Source organism: Thomasclavelia spiroformis DSM 1552, from assembly GCF_025149465.1.
In the GTDB taxonomy this organism is placed as follows: domain Bacteria; phylum Bacillota_I; class Bacilli_A; order Erysipelotrichales; family Coprobacillaceae; genus Thomasclavelia; species Thomasclavelia spiroformis.
The window spans coordinates 1,674,875-1,695,316 of sequence record NZ_CP102275.1 but is presented as its reverse complement, the minus strand read 5'-3'; the positions used below and the strand labels follow the sequence as shown (position 1 = coordinate 1,695,316).

The following is a 20,442-nucleotide window of genomic DNA, read 5'->3' as shown; positions in this document are numbered from 1 at the left end:
CAATGATTTTTGGAACATATTATTAGTTTCTATGGGGTAGGGGAAACTGTACCCAAAAGCACATAGAAACTTTTATTTTATATAAAAATTATGTCTGTATTTGATGATATAAGGAGGGGGAATTTTATTAAAAAGTTATTGATTGTGGGAGCAGGCGGACATGGTAGATGTTGCCTGGATATTATTAGAAATTTAAATTGTTATCAGGAGATTGTTTTTCTTGATGATGGCAATGTAAATAACATAATCAATGACTGTAAAGTCATTGATACTGTCGATAAGATGGCTAGTTACTATCCAGCTTATCAACATATCTTTATTGCTATTGGTAATAATGAGCTTAGAAAAAAGCTTATTAGTCAGGCTAAAGAAATTGGATACTGTGTTGAAACAATTATTTCAGCACACAGTATTGTATCTAATTATGCCTCAATTAATGAAGGAACAATTATTTTTGATAATGTAGTAGTCGAAGCTAATGCAGTTATTGGTAAAGGTTGTATTGTTACATCTAATGCTACAATTAATCATGATGCAGTAATTGAAGATTATTGCTTAATTTATTCAAACAGTGTAATTAGACCTAATACATTAATTGGTTCAATGTCAAGAATTGGTAGTAACTGTACAGTTACTTTCAATACTAAAATAAAAGCTAGTAGTGATATTGAAGATGGTTTGGTTATAAAATCATCTAGCGAATATAGTTTTGAGGTGGGTGTTTGATGTATAGAGGATTTGTTAAAAGATTAATTGATTTTGTTTTAGCGTTGTGTGGACTTATTGTTTTAAGTCCTGTTTTTATTATTTTATGTATTTGGGTAAAATTGGACAGCAAAGGTCCAATTTTGTTTAAACAAAAAAGAGTTGGGATTAATAAAACATATTTTAATATCTATAAGTTTAGAACAATGTATATTGATACGCCAAAAGATATGCCAACACATATGTTAAAAGATCCTGATCAATTTATTACCAGAGCTGGAAAGTTTTTAAGAAAGACATCGCTTGATGAATTGCCACAGATCATTAATATTATTAAAGGTGAAATGGCGATTATTGGGCCAAGACCTGCTTTATGGAATCAGGATGATTTGATTGCCGAAAGAGATAAATATCATGCCAATGATGTAAGACCAGGTCTTACCGGATGGGCACAGATAAATGGTCGTGATGAATTAGAAATAGATGTAAAAGCCAGATTAGATGGAGAATATGTTAAATGTATCTCTTTTTTATTTGATGTAAAATGCTTTTTTGGAACAATTACATCAGTTCTTAAATCAGATGGTGTAGTTGAAGGTGGAACAGGTTCAATGAATGGAGATAAGAAATAATGAAAATACTAGTTATTTCACAATATTATTATCCTGAACCATTTAAGATTCATGAAATTTGTGAAGAATTGGTAAAAAGAGGTAATGAAGTAACTGTAATAACTGGGAGACCTAATTATCCTGATGGTGATTTAATTGATGGTTATCCAATGTCACAAAACTTAAATGGTGTACAAATAATTCGAGCTAATATAGTACTTCGTGGACATAATCCTGTTTCATTAATTTTGAATTATTTAAGTTATCCAAAATTTGCAAAAAAAGAAATAAAAAAATTAGACAAAAGATACGATATTGTATTTGTTTATCAATTATCGCCTGTTTTAATGATTAAACCAGCATTATATTATAAAAAGTTGTTTGGAAAAAAAGTTTATGTATACTGTCTAGATTTATGGCCTGAGTCTTTAAAAGCATTAAAATTACATGAAAATAATCCAATCTATCGCATTATGTTAAAAATTTCTAATAATCTTTATAGAAAATGTGATTTCATTAGTGTTACTTCACCTGCATTTTTAGAGTATTTAGAAGAAATAAATGGTGTGAATAAGGATAAGTTAGATGTTATTTATCAACATGGTGAAAAAATGTTTTTAAATGTTAAGCCATATGTTAAACAAAGTAAGTTAAATATTGTTTTTGCTGGAAATATTGGTAAAGTACAAGATTTTGATTGCTTAGTAAAGGCAATTAGTCTCTTATCTGATGAACATAGAAGTAAGATAAAAATTACAATTATTGGCAGTGGTTCATATTTAGAAGAATTGAAAAATAAAGTTAAAGAAAATCAATTTGAAGAAGTATTTGTTTTTACAGGTAGAAAAAAAGTAGAGGAATTAAAAGAATATTACAATGATGCTTCTGTTTTTTTATTATCGCTTGAAAAAGGGAGTACTGTTGGCAAAACGATTCCTTCTAAATTGCAGACATATATGTCGGCTGGAAGAGGGATAATTGGGAGTATTGATGGTGCAACTGCTGATATTATAAAAAATGCTAGAGCAGGAAAAGTTTGTAGTGCTGGAGATTATACTGCCTTATCAAAAATAATAATTGAATTATTAAATAATGAAAAGAAATTAGTGGAGTATGCAGTTAATAGTCGTAAATATTTTTTGGAAAATTTCACAATAGAAAAGTATGTAAATCAAATATCTAATAAAATGGAGGAACTAGTATGACGCAATTCAAAAATAAAACATTACTGATTACCGGAGGAACTGGTTCCTTTGGTAATGCAGTATTAAACAGATTTCTAGAAACTGATATCAAAGAAATCAGAGTGTTTTCTAGAGACGAATTAAAACAGGATAATATGAGACATGAATATCAGGCTAAATATCCTGATGTTTTTCATAAACTTAAGTTTTATATCGGTGATGTCCGTGATATAAACAGTATCAAAAATGCTATGCATGGTGTTGATTATGTTTATCATGCAGCCGCTTTAAAACAGGTACCATCCTGTGAGTTCTTTCCAATTGAAGCTGTTAAAACAAACGTTTTGGGAACAGAAAATGTTTTAACAGCAGCAATTGAATGTGGTGTTAAAAGGGTAGTATGTTTAAGTACCGATAAAGCAGCTTATCCTGTAAATGCAATGGGAACAAGTAAAGCGATGATGGAAAAAGTAATCGTTGCTAAGTCTAGAACAGTAGATCCAGATAAAACAGCAATCATGTGTACAAGATATGGAAATGTATTAGCATCAAGAGGTAGTGTAGTACCTCTTTTTATTAACCAGATAAAAGAAGGAAATGATCTAACTGTAACCGATCCAACGATGACAAGATTTGTTATGACATTAGAAGAAGCAGTAGATTTAGTATTATTTGCTTTTGAAAATGGTGAAAGTGGAGATATCTTTGTTCAAAAAGCACCTGCTTGTACGATTGAAGTACTAGCTAAAGCCGTTAAAGGATTATTTAATGTTGATAATGAAATAAAAGTAATTGGTATTAGACATGGTGAAAAGATGTATGAAACATTACTTACTGATGAAGAATGTGCCAATGCAATTGACTTAGGAAACTTCTATCGAGTACCAGCGGATAAAAGAGATTTAAATTATGACAAGTATTTCTTTGAAGGGATAGCAAGAACTAATTTACAACAATTTAATTCACATAATACTAAATTAATGACTTTAGAAGAAGTAAAAGAAAAATTAATGGAAGTCAAGTTAGTAAGAGATGAATTGAGTGAATGGGAGAATAGATAATGTCTCGAATATTATTTATTAATTCGGTCTGTAATGGATCAACTGGAACAATTTGCAAAAACCTTTATAAAGCGGCTGTTGAAGCTGGACATGAATGCTGTATAGCATATGGGAGAGGAGAAGCACCAAAAGGATTTAAAACAATTAAAATAGGAAATAAATTAGACATCTATTTACATGTACTAAAAGCTAGATTATTTGATGCAAGTGGATTTGGTAGTAAGCATGCAACAAAAGAATTTATAAAAAAAATAGATGAATTTAAACCAGATATTATCCATTTACATAATATCCATGGATATTATGTAAATATTGAAATATTGTTTAAATATTTAAAAGCACATCCAGAAATAAAGAAGATATGGACACTACATGATTGTTGGGCATTTACTGGTCATTGTGCTTATTACACTTATGCCAAATGTGATAAATGGAAAACATGTTGTAAAGGATATTGTCTTAATAGAAATGAATATCCTAAAACGATTTTTTCATGTGTAACAAGGAATTATACAAATAAAAAAAATATATTTAGTAATGTAGAAAATATGATTTTAGTAACACCAAGTAAATGGCTAAAAAATGAAGTGAAAAAATCATGTTTAAAAAATTATGAAACAGTAGTAATACATAATGGTGTAGATACAAGTGTTTTTAAACCAACTTCATCAGATATTAGACAACAATATGGAGTAGAAAATAAAAAAATAATATTGGGTGTAGCTTCCGTATGGGATAAAAGAAAAGGTTTAGATATCTTTATTGAATTATCAAAACAATTAGATGATGATTATCAAATTGTTTTGATTGGTTTAAATTCGAAACAAATCAAACAATTACCATCAAATATTATTGGTATATCACGTACAGAGAGTGTTCAAGAATTAGTTAAATGGTATAGTGCTGCGTATGTTTATTTTAACCCTACACTTGAAGATAATTACCCCACAACAAATTTAGAAGCTATTAGTTGTGGAACACCTGTAGTTACATTTGAAACAGGAGGAAGTCCCGAGAGTTGTCTTAAAACAAATATTGCTTTTAGTAGTACTTATGTTGATAGAATAAAAAATGTAGATTTTAGAAATTTGGAATATATGATAGGTGATCTTGATGATATGAATAAAAATTATTTTAAGCTTTATTGCTGATGTTTGTAGTAATGATAAATTTTTATAAGATATACCTAGTTTGAATGCATATCTATTTTACACTTATAAAAATATTTTATGAGAAAAATTAATTATACCTATTTAAAAAAATGTTTAATAGTATCTAAATAATTTGATATTGTTTATATTTGTGAGGAGGTACTTTATGAGATTAGTTATATATACTAATATATTAACACCTTATAGAAAATATTTTTTTGATGTATTAAATGAATTTTGTAAAGAACGAAATATTTTCTTTAAGGTTTTAGTAATGTCAAAAACAGAACCAGATAGAAATTGGAATTATGATGATCTTAAAGGAGATTATACTATATTATTAGAGGGAAAAACTATTTCTGTAAAAGGTATTTATATTCATATTAATAAAAATTTAAAAAATACGATAGAAGGTTTGAGACCAACACATGTTGTTTGTGCAGGAAGTTATTTGTGTCCAGGAGTATATAAATTATCAAAACTTAAAGAAAAATTCAATTACATAATATATTTTTGGAGTGAGTCTCATTTGAATGAAGATAAAAACAATGGATTTTTAAAGAAAAATATTAGTTGTTGTATTAAAAATAAAATATATAAAAAGTTTGATGGCTTTTGGTATGCGGGAGAATTTTCTTTAGATTTTATAAAAAAATATGCTAAAGATAATTTTAAAAAAATTTATGTTCCTAATTTAGTTGATTATCATATATTCGATTATCATCTATATAATCAAAATGATAAACAAAAAATAAAAGAAGAATTTGATATAAAAGATGATAAAATTCTTTTTATTTGTCCTGCAAGATTAACTTATGTAAAGGGGATAGATAAATTTTTGGATTTAATTAGTATGTCTAAATATAAGAAAAGAATTTCTATTATAATTCCAGGAGAAGGAGAATTGAAAGAAATTATCATGGAAAAAGCTAAACAATATGATATAGATATTAAAATTCTAGGTTATTTAGAACAATCTGTTGTTGCTAAGTTATATTCTATTTCTGATTTCTTTTTAATGCCCTCAAGGTCGGATGCAAATCCTTTGACTTGTATTGAAGCGCTATGGGCAGGTTTGCCTTTAATTGTATCAGAACATGTTGGTAATCATAAGGAAGTAATTCAACAATTAGTTAATGGATTTGTTTTTAGTTATTCAAATACTGAAAGTATTGAAAATATTTTTAAAAATATTATTAATTGGACAGATATACAATATAAAAACGCTAAAAATACATCTTATCAATTAGCCAAAAATAACTATATGACAGAGGACGTGATAAAGAGAATTTATGAAGAAATGAAGAAAGATTAGAGGTGAGAAATTTTAATGTATTTTAAAATAAAAAAAAATCATCTTTTGATATTTTGTTTATCTTTAATTATAATATTTATTTTAGGTATTCTTTTGATTCCAAATAATCAAAATGAAATATATTTAAATAATTATTTGATTGATTTCACATATTTATTAATATCATATTTTATTCTTGGATTTAGTATCTTGAAAAATAAATATGATTTTTTTTCACCGACCATTATTTTTTCGCTTTTATATCTTACTATGTTTTTTGTAACTCCGATGTATGATATTTTATGCGAAGAATACTTATGGTTTGGTGTGGATTTGTTTAAATTTGGAATTAAAGGATCTACTATAGCGTTTGTTGGTTATTTATCATTTATGATATTTAATAATTTAAACGTTCCATCATCTAAACAAAATAAAATAAATATAAAATATGAGTATTATGGAAAAAAAATAGTTGTGTTTATTGTATCAATGTATGTAGTTTGTTTTATTGCAAATGTTTATTATCTTACAAGAAGTAATAGTATTTTATATATATTTACTTTAGGTATATTAGGAAGTGGAGGATTTTCTGTTTCGGATGCAAATTTAGGAGCTATTTCAATGTTCTCATATGCTTTACCCTCAATAACATTATTATATATGGAGTATGGGAATAATAAATTTTTAAAATTTGTTTTTTTTAGTGCAATGTTTGTTTTACAAGTAGCAAGGGGATTTAGGTTTTTTATTATACAAATTATTATTATGTTTTTTTCATACTATATTTTAAAAAGTGGGAAAAAATTAAAAATTCGTGATTTGATATCAATAGCGATTTGTATTTTAATTCCGACATTATTAATGACTTTGTTTAGAAATACTATTAGAAGCGGAAGTGGGATGGATTTATCTATAATCTCACTTGATGTAATAAAAAAAGCTTTTGATGAAGCACTGTGGGATAATTTTCGTATATATAAAACTTACTATGGTTTAATTAAAGCAGTTCCTAATTTAACAAATTATTTATTTGGTGCACAAATGATTATTTATACAATGATAATGTTTATCCCAAGAATGCTTTGGAAAGGTAAACCAAGTAACCCTGGGACTGAAGCACAAAGGTTGGGAATTAATCAGTACGCAGTCGACGGAGGAAGTGCATATCCGGGTTTAGGAGAATATTATTATGATAGTGGATTATTTGGAGTAATAATGTGGTCTAGTATTTTAGGTTGGTGGCTAAAGAAAGTTTATATTAAATATCGAATAAAAAGTGAATCAGTAATTGATTTAATGATATATTCTACAATTTTAGGGATAATACTACAATTAGTAATTAGAGGTTATACTCCAAGTAATTTTTGGATGATTGTTTTTTGTATGTTACCATATTGGTTTATAAAACGATTTTTTAAGAAAAAGGTGATTGAAAGAAATGAATAAGATAATAAAAAATTATATATATAATATAATATATCAGTTTTTTTTGATAATAATTCCTTTGATTACTGCGCCTTATTTGACAAGAGTAATGAGTCCTGAATATTTAGGAAAATATGGTTATATAAATTCTGTTATTAGTATTATAACAACTGTAGGATTACTAGGATTAAATAGTTATGGCTATAGACAAATAGCATATGATAGAAATGATAAGCATAAAGTATCTAAAACTTTTTCTGAAATTTATATATTAAGAATTGTATTGTTGATTATCATATCTATTTTTTATTTTCTTATCATATCTTCTTCAGAAGATATGATATATTATTTAATTCAATATTTATTAATAGTAGCACAATTTATTGATATTTCTTGGGTGTTTATTGGGTTTGAAGATTTGGGAATTGTAACATTAAGAAATTTTGTAGCTAAAATTATTACAGTTATTGGAATATTTTTATTTGTTAAAGAAAATGAAGACTTATGGATATATTTTATGACATTTTCTTTAACAACTTTAATTACAACAATATCTATTTATAACAGACTGAAAAAATACGTTTCGTTTTCATTTTACTATATAAGAGATATATTTTTTCATTTAATACCATCAATAAAATTATTTATACCACAAATTGCTACATTATTATATTTGCAATTCGATAAAGTAATGCTACTACAAATAACTTCTTCTGCTTCTCAAGTGGCATATTATGATTATGCTGATAAAATAATAAATATACCTCTAGCACTGATCACTGCATTAGGTACAGTAATGATGCCGAGATTATCTAATTTATATTCAAATCATGAAGTTGAATCAATATCTATTTATGTTACAAAGACACTAAAGTTTGCATTATTTTTATCTATGCCAATGATGATAGGAATTTTTGTTATTTCTAAACAATTTATTCCTTGGTATTTGGGATCTGAATATACTTTTGTAATAAATACTTTGTGTTTTTTATCACCAATGATTATTTTAAATGCCTTGAACAATATATTTGGAACACAATATTTAACAGCTACAAATAAAACGAAAATTTTAACAGTTGCATATTATGGAGCAGCTACAATTAATATTTTATTAAATTTTTTATTAATACCAAAATATGGATGTATTGGTGCTGCTATTGCAACAATAATTTGCTTATTATTTGCAGTTTGCTTTCAATTTTATTATATAAATAAACAAATTAGATTAAGTATTTGTTTAAAAAATGGAATGATAAATTTGTTTAATTCGTTGATTATGGGTATTCTTATTGTGATAGTAACCTATGGGATGAATGCAACAATATTTACAACATTTTTTCAAGTTATATTGGGAATCGTGATATATATGTTGATTAGCTATTTGACTAAAGATGAAATGTTACTCTATATATTAGATGAAGGAAGGAAAATATTTTGGAAGAAGAAATAATCAAAATTGCCATTTTTGGTGATAGTATAAGTGAGGGAATTGGTAGTAGAAAAATTAATTATAGTAATTTTTTAAAAGAAAAAATCGAAGACAAAGGCTTGAAATGTAAAATATATAATTATGCATACACGGGGACTACTATAAAATATATGGAAACATTAGAGTCTGAGTGGAAATCAAAATACTATGATTATGTAATTATTTTTTATGGTAATGTAGACGGAATGTTAAGGCCAAATCAATTGCATAAACCAAATTATTTTAAATATTTACCTAAAAGATATAAACAAAATGGAATGTTAAATCCTAGGCCATATTTTTCTTCAAATAAATATAAAAGATTCATCCAAAAACTTGATTCAAATTTTCGGTGTTTTTTAAATAAATTGCTTTTGAATTTACAAGGAACAACAGTTTTATGTGATATTGATACATTTGAGAATATATATAAGAAATATTTAGAATATTTTAAGGAAGTGGATACAAATGTTATTACTATTTCCACTGTATATGTAGATGATAAATATTTTCCAGGGACAAATTTTAAGTATTTGAAGTATAATTCTATTATTAAAAATTTATCTATAAATTTTGATAATGTAAAATTTATTGACATGTATAAATATTCAAAATTTTATTTAAATGATGATTTTTACTACGAAGATTATTTTCATCCTAATGAAAATGGATATAAAAAAATAGCTCAATTAATATTCAATAACATTTATTTAATTAATAATAGCAAATAGAAAAAATATAACTATGATCTCTAAATTAGTTATATTGATATATTATGGAGGATTTTATGGAAAAATATAAAGTAATTGTGGCACATCCTGGGAAGCAACATTCATTTAGGCTTGCATCATCACTAAAAAAAAGTGGAATATTATATAAGTATATGACAACTATTTACTATAAAAATGATTCAATGCTATTAAATTTTTTGAAAAAAATACTTAGTTTAAATGAAAAGGCTAGAATTGAAAATAGAAGAAATAATGATTTAGCTGATTCTGATGTAGTAGAATTATATAAATTTAGAGGATTAGTAGAAATATTTTTAGCAAGGTTTGATAAATCTAGAAAGATATATACAAAATGGCAACAACTGACCTCAGACGCATTTGGTAGAAAAGTGGCAAGATTTGCTATCAAATACAATGTTGATGCGGTTATTAATTATGATACTAATGCTTATAAATGTTTTGAAATTTTAGAAAAAAAAGCTCCATCCATATTAAGAATAATGGATGTTAGTGCGGCCAATAGGTTATATATGAAAGATATATATGAAAAAGATTTTAAATTATCAGGTGAATTTGCAAAAAAATTAAAAGAAGAAAGATTTTTTTTATGGAATGAAAATAGTTGTGATAGGTTAAATAAAGAAATTAAATTAGCACATAAATTTTTAGTTCCTTCAAACTTTGTAAAAGAATCTTTATTATTTAGTGGTGTGAAAGAGGATAATATTAAAATCTGTCCTTATGGGACAAATTTTAATATTACTACAAGTAAAAAAAATAATTCTTTTCATATTCCTTTAAAAGCAATATATGTCGGTAATGTGACAGAGATGAAAGGCATATATTATTTATTAGAAGCTTTTTTAGAAATTCCTAAAGAAAAAGTAGAATTAACAGTTGTTGGTCATTATGACAATAGTGATGGATTGTTTGATAGATATTTTCAACATATAAATTTTATAGGAAGAGTTAATCATGCTAAAGTTAAAGAGTTTTTAGATAATTCGGATATTTTTGTATTTCCTTCTCTAGGAGAAGGGTTAAGTTTATCTGTTTTAGAAGCACTATCATGTGGGTTACCGTGTATTGTTAGTAAAAATAGTGGAGCAAATGATGCTATTATTGATGGCAAAAATGGTTTTGTAATAGATATTCAAAGTCAAAAACAAATTAAAGAAAAGGTATTATGGTTTTTGGAAAATAAAGATTTAATTCCAAATATGAGGATGAATGCAATCAATTCTGTTAAAGAATATTCATGGGATTTATATAATATTAAAATGAGTACTATTATAATGGATTGGTTAAATGAAAAAAATAAAAAGGTGGAAGTATTATGAATAATCAAATTTATTCTAGTGAAGAGTTAAAACAAATACAAAGAGTAGAATACGAATTATTGGTAGAAGTAAAAAAGGTATGTGAAGCTCACAACATAGAATATTTTTTAATAGGTGGAACAACTTTGGGAGCAATACGACATAAAGGTTTTATACCATGGGATGATGATATAGATATAGGGATGACAAGGGCTAATTATGAAAAATTTTTGAAATTAGCCCCACTTTTCTTAAAAGATAAATATCAATTACAAACACCAAATAATGATAAAAATATACCATATTTTTATTCTAAAATTAGAATCAATGATACTATTTTTATGGAGTATTGTAATCGTAAAATTAATATGCATCATGGGATATACATAGATGTTTTTCCATTTGATATTGTTCCTGATGATGATGTTGAATATAAAAAGATGTTTGATGAATTTCAACATTTAATTAGATTATATTCATTAAGACAAATTCCAGATTTAGCATCAAAACCTAGTAGTTTATTAGGAATAATAAAGTATTTTATAAGAAAAATACTTCATTTTATTTTAAAGATTATACCTGCTGATTTTTTCAAAAGGAAATTATATAAAGTAGCAACACAGTATAATGACAGTAATAATAGTTCTTACTGTTGTTTGAATTTTCCTATTTTTAAAACTGAATATATAAAAAAAGAGGATTTGTATCCTTTAAGAAATCATAAATTTGTAATGGATTTTTTTCCGATTCCAAATAATTATAATCAATATCTAAAAACTCATTATGGTGATTATATGAAATTACCAGAAGAAGATAAACAAATTGGACATAAACCATATAAGATTAAGGTTAATGATAAATAAAGGTAAATAAATTTTCATAGTGGAGAATAGTTAATGAAAAAGGTTATTACATATGGAACATTTGATTTATTTCATGTAGGACATTTGAATATTATTAAAAGAGCTAAAGCTTTAGGAGATTATTTAGTGGTTGCTGTTAGCTCAGATGAATTTAATGCTCAAAAGGGGAAAAAAGCATATCATTGTGATCAAGATCATAAATTGATTCTTGAAGCAATTAGATATGTTGATGAAGTGATTTTTGAAGAATCATGGGATCAAAAAATAAATGATATAAAAGAGCATGATATTGATGTTTTTGTTATGGGCGATGATTGGGAAGGTAAGTTTGATTATTTAAAAGAATATTGTGAAGTTGTGTATTTACCACGTACTGAAGGTATTTCTACAACTAAAATTAAAGACGATTTACATAAATGTTAAGTTGGGAGAATAAATAAAATGAAAATCTTAGTAACCGGAGCTAAAGGTTTTGTTGGAAAAAACTTAGTTAGTACATTAAAAAATATCAAAGATGGTAAAGATAGAACTAGACCATCATTAAATATCGAAGATATCTATGAATATGATATCGACAGTGATGAATCACTGTTAGATACATACTGTAAAGACTGTGATTTTGTCTTTAATTTAGCTGGAGTTAATCGACCTAAAGAGCAAAGTGAATTTATGGAAGGTAACTTTGGTTTTGCTAGTAAGCTATTAAATACATTAAGGAAATATGATAATAAATGTGGCGTGATGTTATCAAGTTCTATACAAGCGACCTTAATTGGCAGATATGCAGACAGTGATTATGGAAAAAGTAAGCTTGCAGGTGAAAATCTGTTTTTTGATTATGTAAATGAAGTAGGAAGTAAGGCATATGTATATCGTTTTCCTAATCTGTTTGGTAAGTGGTGTAGACCAAATTATAACAGTGCAGTAGCAACATTCTGTTACAATTATGCTCATGATTTAGAGATTCAGGTAAATGATGCAAGTGTTGAACTTGAATTATTATATATTGATGATCTAGTTAATGAAATGCTTGATATTTTAGAAGGTAAAGAACATCATTGTATATTTGATGGTGTTGATGCAATTGAAGATAAAGATGGAAAATACTGTTATGTACCGACAACTCATAAAGCAACATTAGGACATATTGTTGAACTGTTAGACAGCTTCAAAGCACAGCCAAATACCTTAGTTATGCCGGAGATCCCAAATAACAGCTTTGCAAAGAAACTGTACAGTACATATTTATCATATTTACCAGAGGAAAAAACAATATTTCCTTTGAAAATGAATATCGATGAAAGAGGAAGTTTTACTGAATTACTTAAAACAAAAAACTGTGGACAGTTTTCAGTCAATATTAGTAAACCAGGAATCACAAAAGGACAGCACTGGCATCACAGCAAGTGGGAGTTCTTTATTGTTGTATCGGGACATGGACTGATTCAGGAAAGAAAGATCGATAGTGATGAGGTAATTGAGTTTGAGGTATCAGGTGATAAGATTGAAGCAATTCATATGTTACCAGGATATACACATAACATCATTAATTTATCAGATAGTGAAGATCTAGTAACAGTAATGTGGGCAAATGAATCATTTGATCCAGAACATCCTGATACATTTTTTGAAAAAGTATAACGTAACGACATCTTTTTTTCGTATATAGTTACTGAAGGATAATATTACAGTCGTGTCATTGTAATAAGAAAAAAACTTTAGTATTATATATTTAAGGATGTGATAGTTATGATGATGGAAATGTTTTTAGATGAACAAAAGGCAAGAAAATATAATATCAATATAGATGAATGTTATTTAGAAGTGGATCAATTTTTTGAAAAACGTGGTGTAAAGAAAGTTGAAAAAGGTGTGTACAAAGGAACTAAAGACGCTCTTTTTGCAATGGTTAAAGCACAGTGGGAATTACCTAAAACACCATGGTTTTTAAAAATAGTAGATAGCTGGTATTTTAGATATGTTGGTGATACGATTGAATGTCGAGAAGATGCATTAGAATCTTATTATAGAATTTTCACGAAGAACAATGATTACAAAAACGCGAAAAGCTATTAATTTTGACTTAGATAATAATTTATTGAAACAGAATTATCCTTCAAAAAATTATAAGAATGCTTGGCGAGATATTAAAAAATATTTTGAAGATGAAAATTTTATTCATCGTCAGTATTCAGGCTATGTATCTAAAGATGATATCTTGATGACTGATGTTTTTAATCTTGTTGGCAAGCTATCAAGACAGTATCCATGGTTAAAAATGTCAGTAATGATATTTGATGTAACTATTGTTGGTGATGAATATAATCTTTTGCCAATAATTAAAGATGAAACATAATAAAAATGAGTTAAATTAACTCATTTTTATTATATAAAGGGAGGTATAACTAATGGAAATAACTACAGATTATTCAAATGTTAAATGGCAAGAAAATGATAAATTAAAATTATTGATTATTGTAGGAACTAGACCTGAAATTATTAGATTAGCTGCTGTAATTAATAAATGTCGTAAATACTTTGACTGTATCTTAGCTCATACTGGTCAAAACTATGATTATAATTTAAATGGGATCTTTTTTCATGATTTAAAACTAGCTGATCCTGATGTTTATATGAATGCAGTTGGTGATGATTTAGGAGCAACTGTTGGTAATATCATCAACTGTTCTTATAAACTGATGAATCAAATTAAACCAGATGCTTTATTAATTTTAGGAGATACTAATAGCTGTTTAAGTGCTATCAGTGCTAAAAGATTACATATTCCTATCTTCCATATGGAAGCAGGAAACAGATGTAAAGATGAATGTTTACCTGAAGAAACAAATCGAAGAATTGTCGATATTATTAGTGATGTGAATCTGGCATATAGTGAACATGCAAGAAAATACTTACATGAATGTGGACTGCCAAAAGAAAGGGTATATGTAACAGGTTCACCGATGGCCGAAGTATTACATAATAATCTAGAACAGATCAAATCATCAAAGATCTTAGAAAAACTGAATCTAAAAGAAAAAGGATACATTTTATTAAGTGCCCATCGTGAAGAAAATATTGATACTGAAAAGAATTTCTTATCATTATTTTCTGCTATTAATAAAATGGCTGAAAAATACGATATGCCAATCTTATATTCATGTCATCCACGCAGTAAAAAAAGATTAGAACAAACTGGCTTTAAATTAGATAAACGCGTAGTTATGCATGAACCATTAGGTTTCCATGATTATAATTGTTTACAAATGAATGCATTTGCAGTAGTAAGTGATAGTGGAACATTACCAGAAGAAAGTAGTTTCTTTACAAGTGCAGGACATTCTTTTCCAGCTATTTGCATTAGAACTAGTACAGAAAGACCAGAAGCTTTAGATAAAGCTGATTTTATTTTAGCTGGTATTGATGGTGATTCATTACTACAAGCTGTAGATGTAGCAGTAGCTATGAATGAAGAAAAAGATTTAGGTATTCCAGTTCCAGATTATGTTGATGAAAATGTTTCTACAAAAGTAGTTAAACTAATTCAATCATATACTGGAGTAGTTAATAAGATGGTATGGAGAAAGTTCTAACATGTATATCAATACAAGATCTTATCAAGAAATGAAAATATCGATATGTGAAATATTAAATATTGATAATAAGCAACTAGATGATCTACTTGAAAAGTGTTATCAGCAGTTTCAGGCTAATCAACCTGTTTTTATTTTAGATGATCAGTATCAGTATTTTTTAGATTATGTAAAAAAGCATTTAATTGTTGATCTTGATGAAATCCTTTTTATTCATTTATCAAGAAGACTAGATGATGATAACAATGGTTATAACTTAATTGATGTTTTAACTAAAGATACAGCATTATCAGCTTTTTTTAAGAAGTATGGAATAACTTTTAAATATGATGGTGTAATTAGAATATTTAAAAATAATCTAGAAATTGATTTATTAAATGATGATGAAGTATGTAATTATTTACGTTATCGGTTTGGCTATGTAATAAAGGATTATAGTATTAAAGGATATGCCTTTGGAGATGCTTTATATAATAATGATAATTATGAAATAATTCAGGTAGGACCTGAATTATTTCAGTTTATTTATAATTTTGTTGATGATGATTTAATTGATGATTTTATTGAAAATAGTAAATTATATCAGTTTGATTATTTATTACCGTTTAATCAAATATGGTTTGAAAACTATGAAGAATTAAATGATCAAGAAAAACAGCATCATTTAGTTGTTAAAGTATTACAAAGATTATATGCCTATAAATATGAAAATACGATTTTTGATGATGATAACCCTGTCATTGGAATTAAAAATAATCAAACAATTAAGGAGAATAGTTTAATTTCTAAAATAGAAGTTAATTAATTACAAATATTAAAGAGGCTGTAACGTTTAATGGTTAAACCATATGCGTTTCAGCCTCTTTTTGTTGTGTGATAAACATTGGCGCTTACCCCTATTCAATTAATTTAGTAATTAACAATATTCCAACTGGATATAGACATAACATCATTAACTTATCAGACAGTGAAGATTTAGTAACGCTAATGTGGGCAAATGAATCATTTGATCCTGATCATACTGATACTTATTATGAAGAAGTAAATAAAAATGATAAATAATTTTGTATTAAATCTTGAAATATATGATTGGATAACAATTATTTATGTAGTAGCAGGAATTGCTTTATTATTTGGGTAAGTATAGGTAATAATTGTGTGTTTGGATTGATTGAAAATAAAGAAAATTTAAATGTGATATGTATTTTGATAAAATTAGAAAAAAGATGACTTAGACAACAAAATATTTTGAAATAGTAGATGCAAATATTTTAACAACAAAAATAACTTTTTATACAATAATTAATTTATTAACTTTAGCCACAAAAGATTATTTAGTGCCTAAAAAGAAGTTATTAGGAATTAGAAAAGCATATTTAATTTTAAATGAAGCAATATTAAACTATGAATATAGATTAATAAAATTAGAAGAATTAAATGATGCAGTAAAAAAGAGAAGACGTTATTACTGTATATGTTTATGAAGACTGATGAAATTATAACTATTTAATCATTAAAATAAGTAAAAATATATTTTAATAAGTATATGATACTGAAGGGTAATATATTGATCGTATTGCAATAATAGACCAATTTAGGTATTATGTATTAAAGGAAGTGATATTATGATGATGGAAATGTTTTTAGATGAACAGAAAGCAAAAGAAAATAATATAGACATTGAAGAATGTTATTTAAAAGTAGATCGTTTTTTTAAAAGACGAGGTGTAAAAAAGTTAGATAAAGGTATATATTTTGGTAAAAAGAGTGATTTTGATGCCTTTATGGAAGCACAGTGGGACTTACCTGAAACACCATGGTTTTTAAAAATAGTAGATAAATGGTATTTTAGATATGAAGGCGATACGATTGAATATCGAGAAGATGCATTGAAATCATATTATGAAGTCGAAGCAAGAAATGCAAATTTTCCATGGTAGAAAAGCAATTAATTTTGATTTAAATAATAATTTATTAAAACAATATTATCCTTCAAAAAATTATAAGAAAGCATGGAAAGATATAAACAAATATTTAGAAAACAATGATTTTATACATCGTCAATATTCAGGTTATGTTTCTAAAACAGGAATAAGTATGGCAGAAGTAGGAAATATAATTGGAAAGATGTCAAGGAAGTGGACATGGCTTAATAAATGTGTAATGGAATTTGATGTTACAATAGTAAGTGATGAGTATAGTTTTATATCAAGAATTAAACAAGAATCTAAAGTTACTAGTAAAGATGAGTTGGTTTAACTCATCTTTATTGCTTTAATATATAAAACTACAAGTAAAAACATGATTAAATAAGTATATGTTATCGAAGGGTAATATATTGATCGTATTGCAATGATAGACCAATTTAGGTATTATATATTAAAGGAAGTGATATTATGATGATGGAAATGTTTTTAGATGAACAGAAAGCAAAAGAAAATAATATAGACATTGAAGAATGTTATTTAAAAGTAGATCGTTTTTTTAAAAGACGAGGTGTAAAAAAGTTAGATAAAGGTGTATATTTTGGTAAAAAGAGTGATTTTGATGCATTTATGGAAGCACAGTGGGATTTGCCAAAAACACCATGGTTTTTAAAAATAATAGATAAATGGTATTTTAGATATGAAGGTGATACGATTGAATATCGAGAAGATGCGTTAGAGTCATATTATCGAATTAAGGCAAGATATGCAAACTTTACATAGTCGAAAAGCAATTAATTTTGATTTAAATAATAATTTATTAAAGCAATATTATCCTTCAAAAAGTTACAAAAATGCTTGGAAAGATATAAAGAAGTTTTTACTTTGTAGTAATTTTATACATCGTCAATATTCAGGTTATGTTTTTAAAACAGGAATAAGTATGGCAGAAGTAGGAAATATAATTGGAAAGATGTCAAGGAAGTGGACATGGCTTAATAAATGTGTAATGGAATTTGATGTTACAATAGTAAGTGATGAGTATAGTTTCATATCAAGAATTAAAAAAGAATCTAAAGTTATTAGTAAAGATGAGTTGGTTTAACTCATCTTTATTGCGTTATTATAGAAAACGATTACATAAAAATAAAATAAAGATTGACCTAAAGTAAACTTTATAGTTTATAATATTATTGAAAGCGAGGTAACTATATATGAATGATTTTATTTATGATATTCCAGTAACTGTTTATTTTGGTAAAGATCAGTTAAAAAATTTAACAACAGAATTAAAAAAATATGGAAAAAATGTTTTAATGACTTATGGTGGGGGTTCAATTAAAAAGAGTGGTTTATATGATAAAGTCATTAATGAAATAAAAAAAGCTGGTTTAAATTTATTTGAATTATCAGGAATTGAACCAAATCCTAGAATTGAATCAGTACGTAAAGGAGCACAAATATGTAAAGATGAACATATTGATGTATTACTTGCAGTAGGTGGTGGATCAACTCTTGATGCAACAAAATTTATGGCAGCAGGAGCATGTGTAGATCATGATCCATGGCTATTTTTAAGTGAAAATGCGCCTATTGAAAAAGCATTACCAATTGTAACTATTTTAACTCTTGCAGCAACTGGTTCAGAAATGGATAGTGGCGGAGTTATTACTAATTTAGAAACAAAAGATAAAATTGGTAGAATGGCAAGACCGATGCTACCTAAAGCATCATTTTTAGATCCTACTTTAACATACAGTGTCAGTGCTTATCAAACAGCCTGTGGTAGTGCTGATATGATGTCACATATTATGGAAGTATATTTTAATATGGAACAAGATCTATATATGTTAGATACATTTATGGAAGGAATGATGAAAACAATTATTAAATATACGCCAATTGCAATTAAAGAACCAGATAATTATGAAGCAAGAGCTAATTTAATGTGGACTTCATCATGGGCAATCAATGGACTTGTTAATGGTGGAAAACAACATGAATGGAGTTGTCATCCAATGGAACATGAATTAAGTGCTTATTATGATATTACTCATGGTCTAGGTTTAGCAATCTTAACACCAAGATGGTTAAAATATTGTTTAGATGAAACAACAGTGTCTAAATATTATCAATTTGGAATAAATGTATTTGATATTGACAAAAGCTTACCACCAATGGAAGTTGCTAATCTTGCAATTAAAAAATTGGAAGAATTTTTCTTTGAGACATGTAAATTAGATAGTAATTTTAAAGCAATTAATATTGATGAACAATATTTTGATATAATGGCAGCTAAATCATGTAATAATGATGTATTATATGGCTTTAAGCCATTAAAACAAGAAGATATTAAAAAAATATATCAAATGTGTTTACAATAAAAAGATTGTAATACATCAAAAATAGCACTTAAACAGTGCTATTTTTGATATTATTAGATTGTATAAAATATAAAAAAATCTAGTTATAGTACATTTCAATGTCAACTTCTCTAGATTTTTTTTAAATTGTTTTTATAGATCATTTATTAATATCAGTAATAGAAATCATAAAAGAAATTAACACTTCAAAGTATTTTATTGACATCAATGTAGATACTAAAGATTATGATTTTAATATGATACTATGATTATATTACTTAAATTTATAAACGGATAATATGAATTAAGAAATTATGCAGACATGATATTTGATATATGTGGCTAACTAATGATTAAACTTCTTTTTTGGATAATTTCTATGAAAAAATTTAAAATGAAAAGTTTGTTTTTCTATTGCTTTAGATGTATCGTTTAAATATATTTTAGTTGTCTGTATGAAAAATGTCCTAAAAAGTGTTAAATAATTGATAATGATGTTCTATTAATTAAAAATTGATAGACTTTTGTCTGTTTTAAATAAGAAGTCATTTTAGGCGTTTTGTAGCTATACACTTATATAATGGTGAAAAATCTTTAACAGTAATGATTGCTTGAATTTATGCTATTCCAGATATCGAGATTATGTTAAACAAGGTTCTAAATATAAAATTCAGTTAAAATATTTATGTAAGAATGAAAATGAGATAGGAACTTTTTGAAATCAATATTTTTTTAATAATTAAACATAA

Annotated in this window: 24 protein-coding genes; all 24 read left to right on the top strand. The window is 26.4% G+C overall.

What is annotated here, in order from left to right:
• Positions 1 to 144: 144 nt before the first annotated feature.
• The 24 genes from NQ543_RS08060 to NQ543_RS07945 all read left to right on the top strand — a co-directional run bounded on the left by NQ543_RS08060 (position 145) and on the right by NQ543_RS07945 (position 19,714).
• Positions 145 to 726: a PglD-related sugar-binding protein gene (locus NQ543_RS08060; protein WP_244942727.1), complete on the top strand. Its 582-nt coding sequence runs from the start codon at positions 145 to 147 to the stop codon at positions 724 to 726.
• Complete coding sequence (locus tag NQ543_RS08055; RefSeq protein ID WP_004608765.1) at positions 726 to 1,337, top strand: sugar transferase; 612 nt, start codon at positions 726 to 728, stop codon at positions 1,335 to 1,337. Before NQ543_RS08060 ends, NQ543_RS08055 begins: the two co-directional genes overlap by 1 nt.
• Positions 1,337 to 2,521 (top strand): glycosyltransferase family 4 protein, encoded by a 1,185-nt coding sequence (locus tag NQ543_RS08050; RefSeq protein WP_004608764.1) that lies wholly within the window; start codon positions 1,337 to 1,339, stop codon positions 2,519 to 2,521. The genes NQ543_RS08055 and NQ543_RS08050 overlap by 1 nt, the downstream gene beginning before the upstream one ends.
• A complete protein-coding gene (locus NQ543_RS08045; RefSeq protein ID WP_004608763.1) occupies positions 2,518 to 3,561 on the top strand; it encodes a nucleoside-diphosphate sugar epimerase/dehydratase in 1,044 nt (347 codons plus the stop codon). The genes NQ543_RS08050 and NQ543_RS08045 overlap by 4 nt, the downstream gene beginning before the upstream one ends.
• Positions 3,561 to 4,712 carry a glycosyltransferase gene (locus NQ543_RS08040; RefSeq protein ID WP_004608762.1) on the top strand — a complete coding sequence of 384 codons (1,152 nt, stop codon included), beginning with the start codon at positions 3,561 to 3,563 and terminating at the stop codon, positions 4,710 to 4,712. The genes NQ543_RS08045 and NQ543_RS08040 overlap by 1 nt, the downstream gene beginning before the upstream one ends.
• A gap of 166 nt (positions 4,713 to 4,878) precedes the next feature.
• Complete coding sequence (locus tag NQ543_RS08035; RefSeq protein WP_004608761.1) at positions 4,879 to 6,027, top strand: glycosyltransferase family 4 protein; 1,149 nt, start codon at positions 4,879 to 4,881, stop codon at positions 6,025 to 6,027.
• Between the two features lie 15 nt (positions 6,028 to 6,042).
• Complete coding sequence (locus tag NQ543_RS08030; RefSeq protein WP_004608760.1) at positions 6,043 to 7,452, top strand: O-antigen polymerase; 1,410 nt, start codon at positions 6,043 to 6,045, stop codon at positions 7,450 to 7,452.
• Complete coding sequence (locus NQ543_RS08025) at positions 7,445 to 8,881, top strand: flippase (protein WP_004608759.1); 1,437 nt, start codon at positions 7,445 to 7,447, stop codon at positions 8,879 to 8,881. The genes NQ543_RS08030 and NQ543_RS08025 overlap by 8 nt, the downstream gene beginning before the upstream one ends.
• Complete coding sequence (locus tag NQ543_RS08020) at positions 8,866 to 9,630, top strand: SGNH/GDSL hydrolase family protein (protein ID WP_004608758.1); 765 nt, start codon at positions 8,866 to 8,868, stop codon at positions 9,628 to 9,630. The genes NQ543_RS08025 and NQ543_RS08020 overlap by 16 nt, the downstream gene beginning before the upstream one ends.
• A gap of 56 nt (positions 9,631 to 9,686) precedes the next feature.
• The gene (locus tag NQ543_RS08015) at positions 9,687 to 10,970 is read left to right on the top strand and encodes a glycosyltransferase family 4 protein (protein ID WP_039903439.1); all 1,284 of its coding nucleotides are present in this window, start codon (positions 9,687 to 9,689) and stop codon (positions 10,968 to 10,970) included.
• On the top strand, positions 10,967 to 11,812 hold the full coding sequence (locus NQ543_RS08010) for a LicD family protein (RefSeq protein WP_004608756.1): 846 nt from the start codon (positions 10,967 to 10,969) through the stop codon (positions 11,810 to 11,812). The genes NQ543_RS08015 and NQ543_RS08010 overlap by 4 nt, the downstream gene beginning before the upstream one ends.
• Before the next feature lie 33 nt (positions 11,813 to 11,845).
• Positions 11,846 to 12,235, top strand: coding sequence for a glycerol-3-phosphate cytidylyltransferase (gene tagD, locus NQ543_RS08005; protein ID WP_004608755.1), 390 nt, complete (start codon positions 11,846 to 11,848; stop codon positions 12,233 to 12,235).
• A gap of 18 nt (positions 12,236 to 12,253) precedes the next feature.
• Positions 12,254 to 13,453, top strand: coding sequence for a polysaccharide biosynthesis C-terminal domain-containing protein (locus NQ543_RS08000; RefSeq protein WP_004608754.1), 1,200 nt, complete (start codon positions 12,254 to 12,256; stop codon positions 13,451 to 13,453).
• Positions 13,454 to 13,561: 108 nt separating this feature from the next.
• A complete protein-coding gene (locus NQ543_RS07995) occupies positions 13,562 to 13,888 on the top strand; it encodes a hypothetical protein (RefSeq protein WP_004608753.1) in 327 nt (108 codons plus the stop codon).
• Positions 13,860 to 14,168: a hypothetical protein gene (locus NQ543_RS07990; protein ID WP_004608752.1), complete on the top strand. Its 309-nt coding sequence runs from the start codon at positions 13,860 to 13,862 to the stop codon at positions 14,166 to 14,168. The genes NQ543_RS07995 and NQ543_RS07990 overlap by 29 nt, the downstream gene beginning before the upstream one ends.
• A 52-nt stretch (positions 14,169 to 14,220) precedes the next feature.
• Positions 14,221 to 15,405, top strand: a complete 1,185-nt coding sequence (wecB, locus tag NQ543_RS07985; protein WP_004608751.1) for a non-hydrolyzing UDP-N-acetylglucosamine 2-epimerase — start codon at positions 14,221 to 14,223, stop codon at positions 15,403 to 15,405.
• A gap of 1 nt (position 15,406) precedes the next feature.
• Positions 15,407 to 16,210, top strand: a complete 804-nt coding sequence (locus tag NQ543_RS07980) for a hypothetical protein (RefSeq protein ID WP_004608750.1) — start codon at positions 15,407 to 15,409, stop codon at positions 16,208 to 16,210.
• Between the two features lie 68 nt (positions 16,211 to 16,278).
• Positions 16,279 to 16,467: a polysaccharide biosynthesis C-terminal domain-containing protein gene (locus NQ543_RS07975; RefSeq protein ID WP_004608749.1), complete on the top strand. Its 189-nt coding sequence runs from the start codon at positions 16,279 to 16,281 to the stop codon at positions 16,465 to 16,467.
• Between the two features lie 275 nt (positions 16,468 to 16,742).
• Positions 16,743 to 16,889 carry a hypothetical protein gene (locus NQ543_RS07970; protein ID WP_004608747.1) on the top strand — a complete coding sequence of 49 codons (147 nt, stop codon included), beginning with the start codon at positions 16,743 to 16,745 and terminating at the stop codon, positions 16,887 to 16,889.
• A 141-nt stretch (positions 16,890 to 17,030) separates the two neighbouring features.
• Positions 17,031 to 17,345 carry a hypothetical protein gene (locus NQ543_RS07965; protein ID WP_004608746.1) on the top strand — a complete coding sequence of 105 codons (315 nt, stop codon included), beginning with the start codon at positions 17,031 to 17,033 and terminating at the stop codon, positions 17,343 to 17,345.
• Positions 17,308 to 17,664, top strand: coding sequence for a VapD family protein (gene vapD, locus NQ543_RS07960; RefSeq protein ID WP_230197273.1), 357 nt, complete (start codon positions 17,308 to 17,310; stop codon positions 17,662 to 17,664). Before NQ543_RS07965 ends, vapD begins: the two co-directional genes overlap by 38 nt.
• A 137-nt stretch (positions 17,665 to 17,801) precedes the next feature.
• Positions 17,802 to 18,113, top strand: coding sequence for a hypothetical protein (locus NQ543_RS07955; RefSeq protein ID WP_004608744.1), 312 nt, complete (start codon positions 17,802 to 17,804; stop codon positions 18,111 to 18,113).
• Complete coding sequence (locus NQ543_RS07950) at positions 18,097 to 18,435, top strand: hypothetical protein (protein WP_004608743.1); 339 nt, start codon at positions 18,097 to 18,099, stop codon at positions 18,433 to 18,435. Before NQ543_RS07955 ends, NQ543_RS07950 begins: the two co-directional genes overlap by 17 nt.
• 109 nt (positions 18,436 to 18,544) lie before the next feature.
• On the top strand, positions 18,545 to 19,714 hold the full coding sequence (locus tag NQ543_RS07945) for an iron-containing alcohol dehydrogenase (protein WP_004608742.1): 1,170 nt from the start codon (positions 18,545 to 18,547) through the stop codon (positions 19,712 to 19,714).
• The last annotated feature ends 728 nt before the right edge of the window (positions 19,715 to 20,442 follow it).

Excerpts from the sequence above, each read along its gene's own strand:
- NQ543_RS07980 (WP_004608750.1), top strand. The coding sequence starts at position 15,407 with ATGTATATCAATACAAGATCTTATCAAGAAATGAAAATATCGATATGT.
- NQ543_RS08015 (WP_039903439.1), top strand. The coding sequence starts at position 9,687 with ATGGAAAAATATAAAGTAATTGTGGCACATCCTGGGAAGCAACATTCA.
- NQ543_RS08035 (WP_004608761.1), top strand. The coding sequence starts at position 4,879 with ATGAGATTAGTTATATATACTAATATATTAACACCTTATAGAAAATAT.
- NQ543_RS07945 (WP_004608742.1), top strand. The coding sequence starts at position 18,545 with ATGAATGATTTTATTTATGATATTCCAGTAACTGTTTATTTTGGTAAA.
- NQ543_RS08000 (WP_004608754.1), top strand. The coding sequence starts at position 12,254 with ATGAAAATCTTAGTAACCGGAGCTAAAGGTTTTGTTGGAAAAAACTTA.
- wecB (WP_004608751.1), top strand. The coding sequence starts at position 14,221 with ATGGAAATAACTACAGATTATTCAAATGTTAAATGGCAAGAAAATGAT.
- NQ543_RS08040 (WP_004608762.1), top strand. The coding sequence starts at position 3,561 with ATGTCTCGAATATTATTTATTAATTCGGTCTGTAATGGATCAACTGGA.
- NQ543_RS07950 (WP_004608743.1), top strand. The coding sequence starts at position 18,097 with ATGCAAACTTTACATAGTCGAAAAGCAATTAATTTTGATTTAAATAAT.
- NQ543_RS08055 (WP_004608765.1), top strand. The coding sequence starts at position 726 with ATGTATAGAGGATTTGTTAAAAGATTAATTGATTTTGTTTTAGCGTTG.
- NQ543_RS07955 (WP_004608744.1), top strand. The coding sequence starts at position 17,802 with ATGATGATGGAAATGTTTTTAGATGAACAGAAAGCAAAAGAAAATAAT.
- NQ543_RS08025 (WP_004608759.1), top strand. The coding sequence starts at position 7,445 with ATGAATAAGATAATAAAAAATTATATATATAATATAATATATCAGTTT.
- NQ543_RS08010 (WP_004608756.1), top strand. The coding sequence starts at position 10,967 with ATGAATAATCAAATTTATTCTAGTGAAGAGTTAAAACAAATACAAAGA.
- vapD (WP_230197273.1), top strand. The coding sequence starts at position 17,308 with ATGAAGTCGAAGCAAGAAATGCAAATTTTCCATGGTAGAAAAGCAATT.
- NQ543_RS08050 (WP_004608764.1), top strand. The coding sequence starts at position 1,337 with ATGAAAATACTAGTTATTTCACAATATTATTATCCTGAACCATTTAAG.
- NQ543_RS08030 (WP_004608760.1), top strand. The coding sequence starts at position 6,043 with ATGTATTTTAAAATAAAAAAAAATCATCTTTTGATATTTTGTTTATCT.
- tagD (WP_004608755.1), top strand. The coding sequence starts at position 11,846 with ATGAAAAAGGTTATTACATATGGAACATTTGATTTATTTCATGTAGGA.
- NQ543_RS07965 (WP_004608746.1), top strand. The coding sequence starts at position 17,031 with ATGATGATGGAAATGTTTTTAGATGAACAGAAAGCAAAAGAAAATAAT.
- NQ543_RS07990 (WP_004608752.1), top strand. The coding sequence starts at position 13,860 with ATGATTACAAAAACGCGAAAAGCTATTAATTTTGACTTAGATAATAAT.
- NQ543_RS08045 (WP_004608763.1), top strand. The coding sequence starts at position 2,518 with ATGACGCAATTCAAAAATAAAACATTACTGATTACCGGAGGAACTGGT.
- NQ543_RS07995 (WP_004608753.1), top strand. The coding sequence starts at position 13,562 with ATGATGATGGAAATGTTTTTAGATGAACAAAAGGCAAGAAAATATAAT.